This window comes from Radicibacter daui, assembly GCA_030657355.1.
In the GTDB taxonomy this organism is placed as follows: Bacteria; Pseudomonadota; Alphaproteobacteria; order Radicibacterales; family Radicibacteraceae; genus Radicibacter; species Radicibacter daui.
In genome coordinates, this window is record CP131056.1 from 3,112,668 (window position 1) to 3,127,950 (window position 15,283).

At 63.6% G+C, this 15,283-nt stretch carries 17 protein-coding genes and 1 tRNA gene; 4 read left to right on the forward strand and 14 right to left on the reverse strand.

Annotated features, from left to right (window positions below):
* Positions 1–153 precede the first annotated feature (153 nt).
* The 7 genes from rplL to QTL98_RS14595 form a co-directional block, all read right to left on the reverse strand.
* Positions 154–534 (reverse strand): 50S ribosomal protein L7/L12, encoded by a 381-nt coding sequence (gene rplL / locus QTL98_RS14565; protein ID WP_445679190.1) that lies wholly within the window; start codon positions 532–534, stop codon positions 154–156.
* A gap of 129 nt (positions 535–663) precedes the next feature.
* Positions 664–1,179: a 50S ribosomal protein L10 gene (rplJ, locus tag QTL98_RS14570; RefSeq protein WP_445679191.1), complete on the reverse strand. Its 516-nt coding sequence runs from the start codon at positions 1,177–1,179 to the stop codon at positions 664–666.
* A 392-nt stretch (positions 1,180–1,571) separates the two neighbouring features.
* Entirely contained in the window at positions 1,572–2,264 is a 693-nt protein-coding gene (gene rplA, locus QTL98_RS14575) for a 50S ribosomal protein L1 (protein ID WP_445679192.1), read from the reverse strand.
* A gap of 6 nt (positions 2,265–2,270) precedes the next feature.
* Positions 2,271–2,699, reverse strand: a complete 429-nt coding sequence (gene rplK, locus QTL98_RS14580) for a 50S ribosomal protein L11 (protein ID WP_445679193.1) — start codon at positions 2,697–2,699, stop codon at positions 2,271–2,273.
* Between the two features lie 161 nt (positions 2,700–2,860).
* The gene (gene nusG / locus QTL98_RS14585; protein ID WP_445679194.1) at positions 2,861–3,391 is read right to left on the reverse strand and encodes a transcription termination/antitermination protein NusG; all 531 of its coding nucleotides are present in this window, start codon (positions 3,389–3,391) and stop codon (positions 2,861–2,863) included.
* 8 nt (positions 3,392–3,399) lie between these two features.
* Positions 3,400–3,597 carry a preprotein translocase subunit SecE gene (gene secE, locus QTL98_RS14590; RefSeq protein ID WP_445679195.1) on the reverse strand — a complete coding sequence of 66 codons (198 nt, stop codon included), beginning with the start codon at positions 3,595–3,597 and terminating at the stop codon, positions 3,400–3,402.
* 261 nt (positions 3,598–3,858) lie between these two features.
* Positions 3,859–3,934: transfer RNA gene (locus tag QTL98_RS14595), tRNA-Trp, on the reverse strand.
* 243 nt (positions 3,935–4,177) lie between these two features.
* On the opposite strand from QTL98_RS14595, the gene QTL98_RS14600 reads away from it, so the two are divergent.
* The gene (locus QTL98_RS14600) at positions 4,178–4,774 is read left to right on the forward strand and encodes a GNAT family N-acetyltransferase (protein WP_445679196.1); all 597 of its coding nucleotides are present in this window, start codon (positions 4,178–4,180) and stop codon (positions 4,772–4,774) included.
* Here QTL98_RS14600 and QTL98_RS14605 read toward each other — a convergent pair.
* From QTL98_RS14605 to QTL98_RS14615, 3 genes are all read right to left on the reverse strand, one after another.
* Positions 4,753–5,079 carry a HigA family addiction module antitoxin gene (locus QTL98_RS14605; protein ID WP_445679197.1) on the reverse strand — a complete coding sequence of 109 codons (327 nt, stop codon included), beginning with the start codon at positions 5,077–5,079 and terminating at the stop codon, positions 4,753–4,755. The genes QTL98_RS14600 and QTL98_RS14605 overlap by 22 nt on opposite strands.
* 197 nt (positions 5,080–5,276) lie before the next feature.
* Positions 5,277–7,103: an ABCB family ABC transporter ATP-binding protein/permease gene (locus QTL98_RS14610; RefSeq protein WP_510637578.1), complete on the reverse strand. Its 1,827-nt coding sequence runs from the start codon at positions 7,101–7,103 to the stop codon at positions 5,277–5,279.
* A gap of 182 nt (positions 7,104–7,285) precedes the next feature.
* Positions 7,286–7,555 carry a hypothetical protein gene (locus tag QTL98_RS14615; protein ID WP_445679199.1) on the reverse strand — a complete coding sequence of 90 codons (270 nt, stop codon included), beginning with the start codon at positions 7,553–7,555 and terminating at the stop codon, positions 7,286–7,288.
* Between the two features lie 297 nt (positions 7,556–7,852).
* Between QTL98_RS14615 and QTL98_RS14620 the strand changes: the two genes are divergently transcribed.
* On the forward strand, positions 7,853–8,158 hold the full coding sequence (locus tag QTL98_RS14620; RefSeq protein ID WP_445679200.1) for a ribbon-helix-helix domain-containing protein: 306 nt from the start codon (positions 7,853–7,855) through the stop codon (positions 8,156–8,158).
* Between the two features lie 75 nt (positions 8,159–8,233).
* Here the strand turns inward: QTL98_RS14620 and QTL98_RS14625 are convergent, their stop codons facing one another.
* The gene (locus tag QTL98_RS14625; protein ID WP_445679201.1) at positions 8,234–9,151 is read right to left on the reverse strand and encodes a TIGR01459 family HAD-type hydrolase; all 918 of its coding nucleotides are present in this window, start codon (positions 9,149–9,151) and stop codon (positions 8,234–8,236) included.
* Between the two features lie 123 nt (positions 9,152–9,274).
* Positions 9,275–9,784 (reverse strand): DUF1993 domain-containing protein, encoded by a 510-nt coding sequence (locus tag QTL98_RS14630; RefSeq protein ID WP_445679202.1) that lies wholly within the window; start codon positions 9,782–9,784, stop codon positions 9,275–9,277.
* Between the two features lie 536 nt (positions 9,785–10,320).
* Here QTL98_RS14630 and QTL98_RS14635 point away from each other — a divergent pair.
* The gene (locus QTL98_RS14635) at positions 10,321–11,304 is read left to right on the forward strand and encodes a malate dehydrogenase (RefSeq protein WP_445679203.1); all 984 of its coding nucleotides are present in this window, start codon (positions 10,321–10,323) and stop codon (positions 11,302–11,304) included.
* A gap of 201 nt (positions 11,305–11,505) precedes the next feature.
* Positions 11,506–12,525 carry an LLM class flavin-dependent oxidoreductase gene (locus tag QTL98_RS14640; RefSeq protein WP_445679204.1) on the forward strand — a complete coding sequence of 340 codons (1,020 nt, stop codon included), beginning with the start codon at positions 11,506–11,508 and terminating at the stop codon, positions 12,523–12,525.
* An 11-nt stretch (positions 12,526–12,536) separates the two neighbouring features.
* On the opposite strand, the gene QTL98_RS14645 is transcribed toward QTL98_RS14640, so the two are convergent.
* Together QTL98_RS14645 and QTL98_RS14650 are read right to left on the reverse strand one after the other, a co-directional pair.
* Positions 12,537–13,751, reverse strand: a complete 1,215-nt coding sequence (locus tag QTL98_RS14645; RefSeq protein WP_445679205.1) for an Rv1490 family membrane protein — start codon at positions 13,749–13,751, stop codon at positions 12,537–12,539.
* Positions 13,752–13,828: 77 nt separating this feature from the next.
* Positions 13,829–15,268 carry a glycosyltransferase family protein gene (locus QTL98_RS14650; protein ID WP_445679206.1) on the reverse strand — a complete coding sequence of 480 codons (1,440 nt, stop codon included), beginning with the start codon at positions 15,266–15,268 and terminating at the stop codon, positions 13,829–13,831.
* Positions 15,269–15,283 lie beyond the last annotated feature (15 nt).

A 15,283-nucleotide genomic window follows, 5' to 3' on the forward strand; every position in this document is an offset into this window, starting at 1 on the left:
TCTGCCGGTGACAGGCAAACCCGGGCGGTGCGATACCGACCGGGCGCCCTATAAAGCAAGGGTGACGCCGAACCGTCTCCTCTACCCGAGGAAGAGGAGAAGGTCCAGCGTCAACCCTTAAACTTTTAACGACAAGTTACCAGAACCGGAGTCTTACTTGACTTCGACCTTGGCACCAGCCTCTTCGAGCTGCTTCTTGATAGCAGCAGCTTCGTCCTTGGACACGCCTTCCTTGACGGGCTTCGGAGCGCCTTCGACGAGGTCCTTGGCTTCCTTGAGGCCCAGGCCGGTGATGGCGCGGACTTCCTTGATAACGTTGATCTTCTTGTCGCCGGCGTCGGCGAGGATCACGTTGAACTCGGTCTGCTCTTCAGCAGCGGCGGCAGCGCCACCACCAGCCGGAGCGGCGGCAGCAACGGCCACCGGAGCGGCGGCGGAAACGCCCCACTTCTCTTCGAGCATCTTGGAGAGCTCGGCGGCCTCCAGGACGGTGAGAGCGGACAGGGCTTCAACGAGGTTGTTAAGATCGGCCATTTGATAAATCTCTCTACTTGATGTGGCTTGAACATGGCGCCGCCGCAAGGGGGCGGGCCGATTTTGGTTCTGGCACTCGGTTCTGGCAGGTTATCCGGCGGCGCTCACGCGGCTGCCGGAAGGGCCTGCTCAGGCCGCGTCCTTGGTGGCATACGCGTTGAGCACGCGAGCCAACTGACCAGCCGGAGCCTGAGTGATCGACGCCAGTTTCTGGGCCGGAGCACTGATGACACCGATGATCTTGGCACGCAGCTCGTCGAGGGACGGCAGCTTGGCCAGGGCGTCGACACCAGCGGCGTCGAGCACCTGAGTTCCCAGCGCACCACCGACGATCTGAACCTTGTCATTCGTCTTGGCGAACTCGCTGAGCACCTTGGCGGCTGCAACCGGATCGGCGGAGTAGCCAATCGCGGTCGGACCGGAAAACAGGTCCTCACTCTTCTCGAACGGCGTGCCCTTCAAGGCGAGACGCGCAAGCGTATTCTTGGTGACCTTGAAGGCCGCCCCCGCTTCGCGCATCTTGCGGCGCAGGTTCGTCGATTCGCCCACCGACATGCCCGACTGACGGACAACGACGATGATGGCAGCCTCGGACAGAGCCTGATTGAGTGCCGCGACCGTGGTTTCCTTTTCGGTACGGTTCACGGAACGCTCCTTTCGCCCTTTCGGGGTGGCTTCCAGCCTCGCCCTGCCGGATGGCAAGGTTCGGCGGCGGAAGCCGGTTCACACCTTTGGGCGCGTTTCCAAAGCCTTTCGGCTCCGAAAACCCGCCCGGTTCGGATCCTGTCCCAGAAGTTCAAGCCGGGTATTCAAGGAAAGACAGCTGACCAAAGGCCGGCGGCTTTCGCCTTAAAATTCCGGTTTCACTCCCGTCTATGCAGGGCATTTAAGTCTGGCGGATGCCACACACCTGCAGTCTCGGACAGGTGCCGCCGGCGGTGGTCTATCCGGTTTCCCGGACACGCCCCCGCCGGGGGCTACCCCGCCCTTCCCAAAGGGAAAGACGGGGGATTTCGTCAACGTCGCAGAACCGGCAATCAGCCGATCTGGGTCACGTCGAGCTTCAGGCCCGGGCCCATCGTGGAGCTCAGGGACACCTTCTTGATGTAGGTGCCCTTGGCGCCGGTCGGCTTGGCGCGGGTGATGGCATCGACGAACGCCTGGACGTTCTCGATCAGCTTGGCTTCATCGAAGCTCACGCGGCCGATACCGGCATGCACGATACCGGTCTTCTCGCAGCGGAACTCGATGGAGCCGGACTTGGCGGCCTTGACGGCGCCGGCCACGTCCGGGGTCACGGTGCCGAGCTTCGGGTTCGGCATCAGGCCGCGCGGGCCGAGAACCTTACCGAGGCGGCCAACGACGCCCATCATGTCCGGAGCGGCAATGCAGCGATCGAAATCGATCTTGCCGTTCTGGATTTCGGCCATCAGGTCTTCCGCACCGACGATGTCCGCACCGGCGGCCTTGGCTTCATCAGCCTTCGGGCCCTTGGCGAACACAGCCACGCGCACCGTCTTGCCGGTGCCGTGCGGCAGCTGAACCATGCCACGGACCATCTGGTCAGCGTGACGCGGGTCAACACCGAGATTCATCGCGATTTCGAGCGTCTCGTCGAACTTGGTCGCGGAACGGCCCTTGATCGTGCTGACGGCTTCGGTGAGGGCGTAGAACTTTTCGCGGTCCAGACCCTCGTAGGCCTTCTTCAGGCGCTTACCAACTTTCGCCATTTACCCTTACCCCGTCACTTCGATGCCCATGGAACGCGCGGAGCCCAGGATCATCTGGACGGCGCCTTCCAGGTCGTTTGCATTGAGATCGACCATCTTGGTCTGAGCGATCTCACGGACCTGAGCCATGCTCACCGAACCGGCGGTGCCACGACCCGGGGTCTGCGAACCCTTGTCCAGCTTGGCAGCCTTCTTGATGAAGTAGCTGACCGGCGGGGTCTTGGTTTCGAAGGTGAAGGTACGGTCGCCATAGGCGGTGATCACCACGGGAATCGGCATGCCCGGCTCGAGGCTCTGGGTCTTGGCGTTGAACGCCTTGCAGAATTCCATGATGTTCAGACCGCGCTGACCGAGCGCGGGACCGATGGGCGGAGACGGGTTGGCCTTACCCGCCGGGACCTGCAACTTAATGAGGCCAATGACTTTCTTTGCCATGTTCCCTTACTCACTCCTCTTGTGCGGTCACGGCCTAAGGGATGGCCTCCCGCACCGGGTTTGACCGTCTGGCAGCTCATCGCCACCCGGCGGCCCGCCCCACCCGGGTCAAGACCCCGGCGGGACAAATCTCGCTAACGAAACGCTGGCTGGTGACCTTCTCAGGCCTTTTCCACCTGCGCATATTCCAGTTCGACCGGGGTCGCACGACCGAAGATCGACACCGACACCTTGAGGCGTGCGCGCTCTTCGTCCACTTCCTCGACCACGCCGCTGAACGACGTGAACGGACCATCGGCCACCCGCACCGTCTCGCCGACCTCGTAGGAGATCGAGGGCTTGGGCTTCTCAACACCTTCCTGCACCTGCTGCAGGATACGCTGGGCTTCCGTTTCCGTGATCGGCTGCGGACGACCGCCACCGCCAAGGAAGTTGGTCACCTTGGGAATGTTGCGCACCAGCGACCAGGTCTCGTCGGTCAGCTCCATCTTCGCCAGCACGTAGCCGGGGAAGAACTTGCGCTCTGCATTCACCTTCTGGCCGCGGCGAACTTCCACCACTTCCTCGGTGGGGACGATCACCTCGACAAACTTCTCCTCAAGGCCCTTTTGGGCAGCCTTCTCGAGGATGTTCTGCGCGACCTTCTTCTCGAAGCCGGAATAGGCGTGAATTACGTACCAACGTGCAGCCATTGTACTCTTCAGCCTCCGAAACCGAGGATCTTGCCGATCGAGAAGCTCAGGACCGCATCGACCGCCAGAAAGAAGATCGACGCGGCGATCACGAAGCCAAACACCATCGCGGTCGAAACCAGGGTCTCCTTGCGGCTCGGCCAGGTGATACGCCGGCCTTCCTGCTTGACCTGATTGAAAAACTGCACCGGATTGAACTTCGCCATATCTCTCGCCGTTCACGAGGGGAGCCTCTTTCGATACCCCCAGCCACGCCTGAACCCGACCCAGAACCTTATTGGGACCCGAATCCCTGATCGCCTTGCCATCCGGCCGCCGGATCGCCCGCCTCAAGCCAATGGGCGCCCGTGCGCTACATCTCCCCTGCTCCCCACGAAGCTCGTGGAATATCAGGCAGATGGCGCTCCAGACGCCTCACCAGCCGGGCGAACCTTCACCACTTTTTCAGCACTTATTCCCGGTGCGGCTGGCAGGAGTGGAGGGTCTCGAACCCCCAGCCCCCGGTTTTGGAGACCGGTGCTCTACCAATTGAGCTACACTCCTAGCCGCACGCCGGAAATCCCTGAAAAGACGGGAAAGTCTGGCGGCTATATGGCACCGGGCCGCGGCTCTCTTGTGGAGAACCAGCGGCCCGGAGCGGCGCGTGTTATGCGTCACATGATGGAGCTTGTCAACAGCCTGCGGCGCACAAAAGATGCGGCCTTGCCCTGCATCCGCAGCAAGCCTTGCCGGAGCCTGCCGCCTTGCGCAAAAAGGCCTCTTCATCCTGCGCCGGACCGAGGAAATATGCCAGAGCCCTGCCCCTTTCAGCCGCTGGAGACCAGCCGCCTTGTGCTGCGTCTCGCCTGCCCTGCCGATGCCGGCGAGATCGCCGCACTGGTCGATGGCGAGGTTGCCGCCATGACGGCCACGTGGTTTTCCCCGATGCCGGAGAAAGAGGTGCGCAACCGGCTTGAACGTGCGGAGGCTGACCTGCCGCAGGGCGGCGCGCTTTCCCTCGTCCCGGCCCTGAAGCAGGTGGAGAGCGGTCATCCGGCGGGCAGCATCGTCGGATGGGTCCGTATCGGCCCGGATCGGGAAAAGCCCGGCACCATCAGCCTCGGCTACTGGACGGGCGCGCCCTTCCGCCGCCGGGGTTATATAGAAGAAGCTGTACGGGCCGCCCTGCCCGCGGCGGCCCGTCATTTCGGCACGGACCGCATCGAGGCCGGGGCGCTGCTGCGCAATCCCGCCTCACTCACCCTGCTCGGCAAACTGGGCATGGTGGCAACAGAAGAGCGCGCGAGTTATTCCAGCGCCCGTAACATCAGCGAGATCTGCCGCTTCTTTGAGTGGCGGCTGCCGGCAGAAGCTGCGGAAGCTCAGGCTGCGCGGCCGGCATAGGCCGGCGCATAGGCAGCGGCATCGAAAGCCCGCTGGCTGTCGAGCCACACACGGGCACTGGAGCCGAAGAAATCGGCCAGCGCCAGCGCCACGTCGGACGTCACCGCCCGCTCGCCGCGCAGCAATGCCAGCACAAGATCGCTGGAAAGGCCACTCGACCGGCTGAGTTCGGCAATGGTGGCGCCGGTATCGGCAAGCTTGCGGCCGAGGATTTCACCCGGATGCTCGAGGACGGCAGCCGGCGCCTCAAGGCCGGCATCAGCACGGACCAGGGCATCGGAAGCAAAGGCAGCGAACGCGTTCATCGTGGGCACCTCATCATCAAATCCATCGGCGGGGCCGCCGTAGCGGACAACCGCACACAGGAGCAAACGCCCGGACGCCCGAAAAAGCTGCGAGCTTCTTCACGCCCGGGTGTGATTTTCTGTGAATTTGTTCTCTATTCGTTTCTATCGCGGCAAGCAAGTGCTCTTACGATCTGACCGGTGGATACCGTGCCGGCCTATTCGGCCGCCTGCTGCTCGCCTTCGCCGGCCTCCAGCTGGCGTTGCCAGAGCTCGGCATACTTTGCGCCGAGATCGAGCAGTTCGCCATGGGTGCCGCGCTCCACGATCACGCCGCCTTCCAGCACGATGATCTGGTCCGCCTCCACCACGGTGGACAGGCGGTGGGCGATCATCAGCGTGGTGCGCCCGCGCGAGACTTCGCGCAGGTTGGTCTGGATCTGCTTTTCGGTGTGGGTGTCGAGCGCGGAGGTCGCTTCATCGAACAGGATGATCGGCGGATCCTTGAGGATGGTGCGGGCGATCGCCACACGCTGCTTCTCACCGCCGGAAAGCTTGAGCCCGCGCTCGCCCACCATGGTCTCGTAACCATCCGGCAGGCTCATGACGAAATCGTGGATATGGGCAAGCCGCGCCGCCGCCTCCACTTCCGCCCTCGTGGCCGAAGGGCGGCCATAGGCGATGTTGTAATAGACGGTATCGTTGAAGAGTACGGTATCCTGCGGGACGATACCCAGCGAGCCGCGCAGGCTCTCCTGCGAAATGCCACGGATATCCTGCCCGTCGACGGTGATGCGCCCGCCGGTTACGTCATAAAAGCGGAAAAGCAGCCGGCTGATGGTGGATTTGCCCGCCCCCGTCGGCCCGACGATGGCAACGCTGCCGCCCGCCGGCACAGTGAAGGACACGCCCTTGAGAATGGGGCGGCGGGCATCGTAGCCGAACTCCACCCCCTCGAAGGCAATGCTGCCGCCGGTCACCGCCAGGGCCGGGGCGCTGGCTACGTCCTGCACTTCCTGCTTCTGGTCCAGCAGCTCGAACATGTCGTCGATATCGACGAGCGCCTGCTTGATCTCGCGATAGACGAAGCCGAAGAAACCGAGCGGGCGATAGAGCTGCATCAGATAGCCCACCACCATCACCATGTCGCCGGAAGTGAGCGTGCCCCCGGCGATCCCCCGCGCCGCCATCAGCATGACCACGGTGGTGCCGAGCGAGATGATGGCCGACTGGCCGATATTGAGCAGCGAGAGCGAGGTGAGCGACCGCACGGCCGCCTTTTCATAGGCCGCCAGCCCTTCGTCATAGCGCGCCACTTCATGGCGCTCGTTGCCGAAATACTTGACGGTCTCGAAGTTCAGCAGGCTGTCGATGGCCTTGGTGTTGGCCTTGCTGTCCTGCTCGTTCATCACCTTGCGGAACTGGAGCCGCCAGGCGGTTACGATGATCGTATAGGCGATATAGATCACAACGGTGCCAAGGGTCACCAGCGCAAAGGCGGCGTCCAGCAGACCCCACAGGACCACGGTGACAAGCGCGATCTCCGCCAGCGTCGGCAGGATATTGAAGAGCATGAAACGCAAGAGCGTATCGATGCCGCGCGTACCGCGCTCGATGGAGCGGGACAGCCCGCCGGTACGCCGGTCGAGATGGAAGCGCAGCGACAGGCGGTGCAGATGGGCAAAAACAGCAAGGCCGACACGGCGGATCGCCCGCTGCGCCACCTTGGCGAACACGGCATCGCGCAATTCGTTGAAGGCCAGCGAGCCGATATTGGCAAGGCCATAGGCCACGATGAGGCCGATGGGAATGACCGTCAGCGGCCCGGCATGGGGCGAGACCGCGTCGATGACCATCTTGTAGAGATAGGGCACATAGACGCCGATGATCTTGCCGGCGATGAGAAAGCTCATGGCAATGACGACGCGCAGACGCATCTCGCGCTCGCCGCGCGGCCACAGATAGGGCATCAGGTTGCCCAGCGCCCCCAGCTCCAGCGCGGCCTCGCGCCTGCCATGCCCGTCATCGCCGCCGCGCATTCTCATGCCGCGCATATCGTGCCGCTCCCTGTCGCCGGCGCCCAAGGGCGCGGCTTTTATCATTGGCTGATCTTGTCTGCACCTAACGCATCGGGCCGGCATCCGGCAAGGAAGCGCGCCACAATCGGGTGTGATCCCGCTACGGCGGCGGGGCGTAAGGCAGAGGCGAGGACGAAGGCGGCAGCCGCCTACTTGTTGCCGTCGTTATACATCATGTGGCGCACGACCTTGGCGAGGCCGGCGATCTTGTCTTCATCGCTGAAGGCGCCTTCGATCATGTGCCGTGCGCGCTGCATGTTCAGGCTCTCGCCAACATTGCGGCTGGCCTTGTCGATGGCAAGCGCGGCTTCGGAGAGCGGCTCCGGCTCACTGGCGGCAGCGGCCTGCTTGACGCCGGCGCCGCGCTGCGCGGCCTTCAGTGCCTTTTTCTTGTCGTCCCCAGAGTTTCCAGCCGCCATGACCCAAGCCTTTTCCAGAATTCGGGCAGCGCCCCTTATGAACCGTGCCAGATTCTACTTTAACCGCCGGACAAAGTCAGCCGGGGCTTCTGCGGCGGTAATCACCATGTCTCTCAACCCACCGGTGCTATGACAACTTACTTTCGGTTTGCCCTTCCGCGAATTGAATTGCTTTTGCCCCAGCTTTTGTGAAGAATTGTTAAAGTTACAGCAGGTATGCTGCTCGCAGGCCAAGCTGGCCGGAACCCGACCAATCGCGCCCATTACGGCCCACGACTACTGACAGGCATCGCTGCCATGGATGATATCTCCGCTTCCAGCAAATCCAGCATCATTCGCAACGTCACCGTTGCGGATCGTCGCACCAGCATTCGCATGGAGCCTGCCATGTGGGCAGCGCTTGAAGAGATCTGCCTGCGTGAAAACATGACGATCAACCAGATCTGTTCGCGCATCGACCGCCAGCGCGCCGACTCCGGTCTGACCGCTGCGGTTCGCCTCTTCATCCTCTCCTATTTCCGTTATCTGGCCCATCAGCGCGAGGGAGCGGCCCGCTCCAGCGCGACCCCCGTCAGCCGCGCTTTCGCCAGCGTCGGCGCCTGAGGGAACAGCCATCAAACAAAAAAGGGCCTCCCGGCGGGAGGCCCTTTTTTGTTTGGCTACCGAAAACCGGCGGCCTTACCAGATGAGGCCCGGCGCAACCCAGGTGGGCTTGGCGTGAGAGCCGGCGATAAGCCGGTCGAGTGCACTCGCCTCCGCCACCTCACCCCAGGCCAGTTCCAGTTCGCGCGCATGCAACCCACCGGTTACCAGCATGCTGTCGATGCCGGCGGCCTGCGCCCCGGCAATATCCGTGCGCAGGCTGTCGCCCACAGCCAGGATACGGCCCCGGGCCACGCCCTTCAGCAGGGCAAAGCAGCGCGTATAGACCCCCGCATGCGGTTTGCCATGATAGCGCACGGTTCCGCCCTGCTCTTCATACCAGGCCGCCAGCGCCCCGGCGCACAGCACATGGCGCGGGCCCATCATCACGGTAAGGTCCGGGTTGGCGCAGATCATCGGCAGCTTGCGCTCAAGCCCTTCCTGCATCACCGGCAGATAACCGCTCATATCCTCGGTGAATTCATAGGGGCCGGTATTGATGATGACGTCTGCGTCTGCCAGCGAGGAGACCTCGTGGTGGTTCGGCAGGCCTTCCAGCACGTCGTCATCCTTCTCCGGCCCCAGATGATAAAGCCGGGGGCCAAGGCCGCGGTGCCAGTCGTCATCCGGGCTGGCGAGTGCCAGATGCGTCGCCTCGCCCGAGGTCATGACATGATCGTAGAGATCGCGGGTGATGCCGAGATCTTCCAGCTTGGCCACCGTGGCGCTCAGGCGGCGCGGTGCGTTGGAGAGCAGGCAGATGCGCTTTCCCTGTGCCTTCATCTCGCGCAGGCAGGTGATCACGCCGGGATAGGGGGCCATGCCGTCATGCAGCACGCCCCACAGATCGAGGATGAAGCCGTCATAAAGCTCGGCGATGGTGCTGAGACCATCGATCATCGTGCTTTCGGCAATGGCCCGATGGCCGGTGGTCTCGGAGGGATCGGCACTCACGGTAGCGGCTGGCCTTCAGCTGGAAAGAAACTTTCAGGTGAAGGCCAGCCTATAGCGTGCCGGCGCCAGCAGTACCAAATCAAACTATCATGACAGGCATGCGCCCGCCGGACCGCCCCCGCCTCAGCCGAGCGGGCCGAGATAATCGCGCTTGCCGATCTGGACGCCCTGGTTGCGCAGGATGTCGTAGGCGGTGGTGACGTGGAAATAGAAGTTGGGCAGGGCAAAGACGGTGAGATAACCGAGCCCTTCGAACTTCAGCTCGTTGGGGCCGACCTTGAGCACGATTTCGCGGGCTTCCGAGCCATCGATGGCGTCGCGGGACACGCTCTTGATGAAATCCTCGGTCTTCGCCACCCGCTCGCGCAGTTCGGCCACCGAAGTCTCGGTATCCGGCATGCTGGGCGGCTGCTGGCCGGACAGGCGGGCGATGGCGCCCTTGGAGGTATCGCTCACGGCCTGAATCTGGCGGGTGAAGGGGTGCATGTCGGGGGCAAGGCGCGCGCCGAGCAGATCGCCATGAGCAAGGCCCTTCTCCGCGCTGAAGGCATCCAGCTTGTCGAGCAGGTGATGCATGCGCCCGAGGCCGCGCAGGAAAACGGGTACGGAGACATCGTACATAGAGACGGGCATGGTGGCTCTGGTTCCCTGAAAGCGGCGGCGGGCGGGATGCCCGGCCGGATAAAGACGGGCCGCCCTTCTTCAGCGGAGCGGCTACCGGCAGATTGTTCGGCCTGGCCCGGGCTTCAAGGGGCGAGGCACTTCTCCTGGCTGCGCTTTTGGCCGCAGGCCGGTAAAGCCGCCCCTTGAGGCCCTGCTTCCCTATTTACGTGGTTGCGGAAGCCGGCACTCCGGCAGTAAGAGGGGTGGCGCCGACGGGCAGCATGCTTTTGAAGCTGCCGGGCAAGCAGAAGGCAGGCCGCAATGCAGGCTGGAACAAGGCATGGTGCTGGAAAGGCGGGAGCCTTCGGGTCCGCAAGCATCTCCTGTATTCCGCAATTGCCCCCCGCTCGCGCCCTGCCCCCTTACCGCCCTGCCCTGCGCGCGCCCCGCGCGCCCGTTTTCGCCGGTTCCCGCCCCGTCATCGCCAGCCCGTTCGGGCCGGCCCCTGCCCCGGCGGGCCGCAACAGCATCCAGACCCCATATCGGGATATCCAAGGAGCATGATGATGAAAGCACCCGTTCGTGTCGCCGTTACCGGCGCTGCCGGCCAGATCGGCTATGCGCTTCTGTTCCGCATTGCCGCCGGCGATATGCTGGGCACCGACCAGCCAGTCATCCTGCACCTGCTCGAGATCACCCCGGCCCTGCCGGCGCTGAACGGCGTGGTGATGGAGCTCAATGACTGCGCCTTCCCGCTGCTGCAGGGCATCGTCGCCACCGACGACGTCAATGTGGCCTTCAAGGACGTGGACTATGCCCTGCTCGTGGGCTCCCGCCCGCGCGGCCCCGGCATGGAGCGCAAGGACCTGCTGGAAGCCAACGGCGCCATCTTCGCCCCGCAGGGCAAGGCGCTCAGCGACCATGCAAGCCGCGACGTGAAGGTGCTGGTTGTCGGCAACCCGGCCAACACCAACGCCCTCATAGCCCAGCAGAACGCGCCGAAGCTCGATCCGAAGTGCTTCACCGCCATGGTGCGCCTCGACCATAACCGCGCCATCAGCCAGCTGGCCGAGAAGACCGGCGCGCACGGCACCAAGATCAAGAAGATCACCATCTGGGGCAACCACAGCTCCACCCAGTATCCGGACATCCACCAGGCGACCGTCGACGGCGCCGCCGCCACCACCAAGGTGGACGATGCCTGGTACAAGGAAACCTACATCCCGACGGTGCAGCAGCGTGGTGCGGCGATCATCAAGGCCCGCGGCGCTTCTTCCGCCGCCTCGGCCGCTTCCGCCGCCATCGACCACATGCATGACTGGGCACTCGGCACCGCCGAGGGCGACTGGGTTTCCATGGCCATCCCGTCCGACGGCTCCTACGGCGTCGCCCCGGGCGTGATCTTCGGCTATCCGGTCACCTGCAAGGGCGGCAAGTACGAGATCGTTCAGGGCCTCTCCCTGAACGCCTTCTCCAAGGAAAAGATTGCCGCGACCGAAACGGAGCTGCGCGAAGAGCGCGCCGCGGTCGAGCATCTCTTCTCCAGGTAAGGCCTGCTGCCCTCGCGGGCTTGCAGAGTGAAGCGGGCGGGGCCTCCGGACCCCGCCCGTTTTCTTTTGTCCTGGATCAATGCGGGTACCGCCGATGGCGGCAGACTGTTAGGCAGGTCACTCTAGACCCTTGCAGGGGCGAGCCGGGACGTCCACATGCGGGGACACCAACTTCCGGCTTACCCCGAGGAACCGCTGCCCATGATCCCGTTTTCCGTGCTCGATCTCTGCCCGGTGCCGGAAGGCTCGCGCCCGGCAGACGCGTTCCGCAATTCGGTGCGGCTGGCGCAGCTGGCGGAAAAACTGGGTTTCACGCGCTTCTGGCTGGCCGAACATCACAACATGCCGGGTATCGCCAGCGCGGCAACCTCCCTCGTCATCGGCCATGTCGCCGGCGCTACCAGCACCATCCGTGTCGGCTCCGGCGGCGTCATGCTGCCCAATCATGCCCCGCTGGTGATTGCCGAGCAGTTCGGCACCCTCGCTTCGCTTTATCCCGGCCGCATCGATCTCGGCCTCGGGCGGGCGCCGGGCACCGATATGGGCACCGCGCGCGCCCTGCGCCGCGATATGGCGCAGGCGGGGGAGCATTTCCCGCGCGATGTGCAGGAGCTGATGGGCTATTTCCGCCCCGTAGAGCTCGGCCAGCGCATCCAGGCCGTGCCAGGCGGCGGGCTTGAGGTGCCGATCTGGCTTCTGGGCTCCAGCCTCTACAGCGCGGAGCTCGCCTCCCTCCTCGGCCTGCCCTTCGCCTTCGCCTCGCATTTTGCGCCCGGCGACATGATGGAAGCGCTAGATCTCTACCGCCGCAACTTCCAGCCATCGGCAGCGCTCGCCAAGCCGCATGCCATGGTGGCGATCAATGCCTTCGTCGCCGAGACGGATGAGGAGGCAAAACGCCTCTTCACCTCCCAGCAGCAGGCCTTCATCAATCTGCGCCGCGGCCGTCCGGGCCTGCTGCCGGCCCCCATTGACGACATCGATGCCTACTGGAGCGATGCCGAACGTCCGGGCGTGGAATACGCCCTCTCCTGCTCCGCCGTCGGCAGCCCGCAGACGGTAGAGCGGCAGATCCGCACCTTCCTCTCCGCCACCCGCCCCGATGAACTGATGATCACCGGCCATTTCCACGACATCGAGGCACGCCTGCGCTCACTGGAGATGGTGGCCGGGATCAGGGACCGGCTGGAGGCGGCGGAAGAGATCGTGCTGAAGGGCTGAGGCCTTGCGCCTCAGAACGTCAGGTGCGCCAGTCCGTAGACGGCGCGAAGCACGGCGACGGGGGGCAGCGGCTTGCCATAATTAAAAAGGCTCCAGCAGCAGCCCGGGACGGCAGCGAAAAAAACCACGAACACCGCAAGTCCCATCCCCGACCGGGGGTAGAGGAAAGGAAGCACGCGGGGCCTGTGCTCCGGCCGGCAGGCCGGTGCCCGCTGCGTCCAGAGCGCTCCTGCCACGACTGACGTGATGAGGATCAGGAAGATCCAGCGGCCATAGTCGGATCCGAGAAGGAACAGGGGCAGCCCGCACAATGCCTGGATTTCAAACAGGCGCAGCTGGAAAGAACGGGTGATAAAATCATCCCGCTTCATCGATACGCTGATGGCCATCATGGCGAGAAACAGTGTGGCAGCCCAGATAAGCGGCACCCACACCGGCCCCCAGAAGCGGCTGAGTTCCCGGAAGGGCAGCCTTAGCCCCTGAAGAGGGGTCCACCCGATGGTCTTCAACGCCGATTCCGGCCGCACATAACAGCAATAATCCGGCGCGATGGTCGAGAAGATGCCATTCCAGTCCTCCGTGATGGCCCGGGCTGTTCCGGCATCGCCCTTGAACACCAGAACAAGCCCGGCTGCCGCGAGCGCCGGCAGAAAGCGGATGCCGGCCCGGACAATGTCGAGCCGACCCCAGGCAACATGGCTATAGGCGTACAGCACCATCGGCAGGCCGACGAAGATGAAAGCTTCGTGGCAGAGGATGGCGAGCACCGAGACCAGATTGATGACGACCAGCCGCAACCAGACCGGCCAGCGGGCAAAGATCGCCGTCATGCAGGCAAAAAAAGCCAGAACCAGCAGGATGTCCTTGCGCCCCATGACGTTGGAGAAGAGCGGCAAACCAACCAGAAGCGGAGAAAAGATCAGCCAGGCCGGCAGGTAGGACCGGGTTTGCAACCACATCACTGCGCAAAGGGCGATGAACAGCCCGGTCACCAGAACGGTGATGACAATGCTTGGCGGCACCCCGGTCGTCGTTGCAACCAACCGCACCAGTTCGCCCGCAAGCCCCCGGCGCACAAATCCGTCCTGGTAGGAAATCAGCCACTCCGTGAGCGACCACGAAATGATGAGCTGTGGCTGCGCCAGTTCAAAAGTGCGGAAAACCAGCGGCGGAAGCAGCATGAGAAAGGCGACGAGCCCAAGCCGTCTTTCAGATCGTGGAGACATTCAGGCTTTCGGCCCTTCCCTGCGACATAACCGCATATTAACAGCACTGTGGTACCGGCTGAGGCAAGAAGACAAACCTATCGAGCCGGCACCGTTCCCATCCTGTGGCAATCGACCACCCTACCCGGCTCGAATATCCCGGCAAAACCGGCCTTGATCGATGGGTCGGCTCCGGAAAGAAAGGCGTCGAACGCCTCGCGCGTGGCAAACGGCGTAAAATCGATCGTGCAGCCGCCCGGCAAGGCTTGCAGCCCGGCCACCGCTTCCCGCGCTTCGGTGAAATTTTGCCCGGGCTGCAGTTGCCTGAAGGTTCGCCCCTCGAACTGAAGTTCGGGCAGATTGTCGGCAAGCGGCGGCATGTCAGCCAACCGGAAATAAAACACGTTGGCCGCACCGGCCGCTGAAAAAGCGGCAAGTTTGCTCTCGATTTGCCGGGCAACGGGAGTTGAAAGCTGGCCGGCTCCATAAAGACCGGCAAGGCGGTAATGCACCCGGGCCAGGCTGCCTGCGACCGTCAACAGGCAGAGCAGTACAATCAGCCGTCCCGGCAGGCGAACCGGCTCATCGCGTGTTGCCTCGAGCAGCGCCATGCCAATGAGAAACCAGCCGGGCCCCAGCAGGCGCACGCTATAAATGTCAAAGGCGCTGTGTGCCCGCAGAACGGCGATCAGGGCGATATAGCTTGCCCCGGAAAGCACAAGGAAACTTGCAGCCCGGCTCCAGCCGAGCCTGACCCGTCCCAGCAGAAGCACCACGATCAGCGGCAGCAGGCATTGCAGGATGGACGCGAAGTTGGCCCTGACAAAGGCGGCCAGCAGCGTAGCCGCGCTCTCCGTCGCCGGGCTGCGGGCCGAGCCGGAGACGAAGCCGGTCAGCGTCCGGTTCAGAGCCAGATAGGCCAGGAAGAGGCCAGCGGCGATAACAAATACCGGCAATTGCCGGCGCCATACCGCCCGCCCGCCGACGAGCCCCCGGCAAACATAAAGTGCCGGCATCAGCAGGCCGAAGGCATAACGCGACGAGATGCCGGCGACGAGCGCGCACAGCAGGGCAAGGCGCGAGCGCGGCTGTTCCAGCCCCCCCAGTTGGAGATGCACCGTCAGCACCAGGGCAAGGACAAACAGGTTCTCCGACCAGGTGTAGGAGGCGATGTGCAAGGCAAAGGGCGACACCAGCAGAAAAACCGGCAGGAGGCGTCCCGGATATCGCCTCAGCAGCACGCAGGCACAGCCCAGCCAGAGCAGGGCGTTGACAACCTTCGAGCTGTAGAAAATGGCACTATGGGAATGCGCGAGTGTCGGCAAACCGATGAGCGCCGGATATCCCGGCGGCCACACCGCATCGTAATGCCCCTGCAAACCGGGGTACCCATGAGCAAAAAGCGTGCGCGCCAGCAGAATGTAGCCTTCGGAATCCGGCGAGAGATAACCGGCCCAGGCAGAGATCGACTGGTTGAGGATGAAGGCCAGCACCAGCAGGCACAGTGCAAGGCGGTTCGTCTTCAGGAATTCACGCAAGAGACTGTCCGCTCC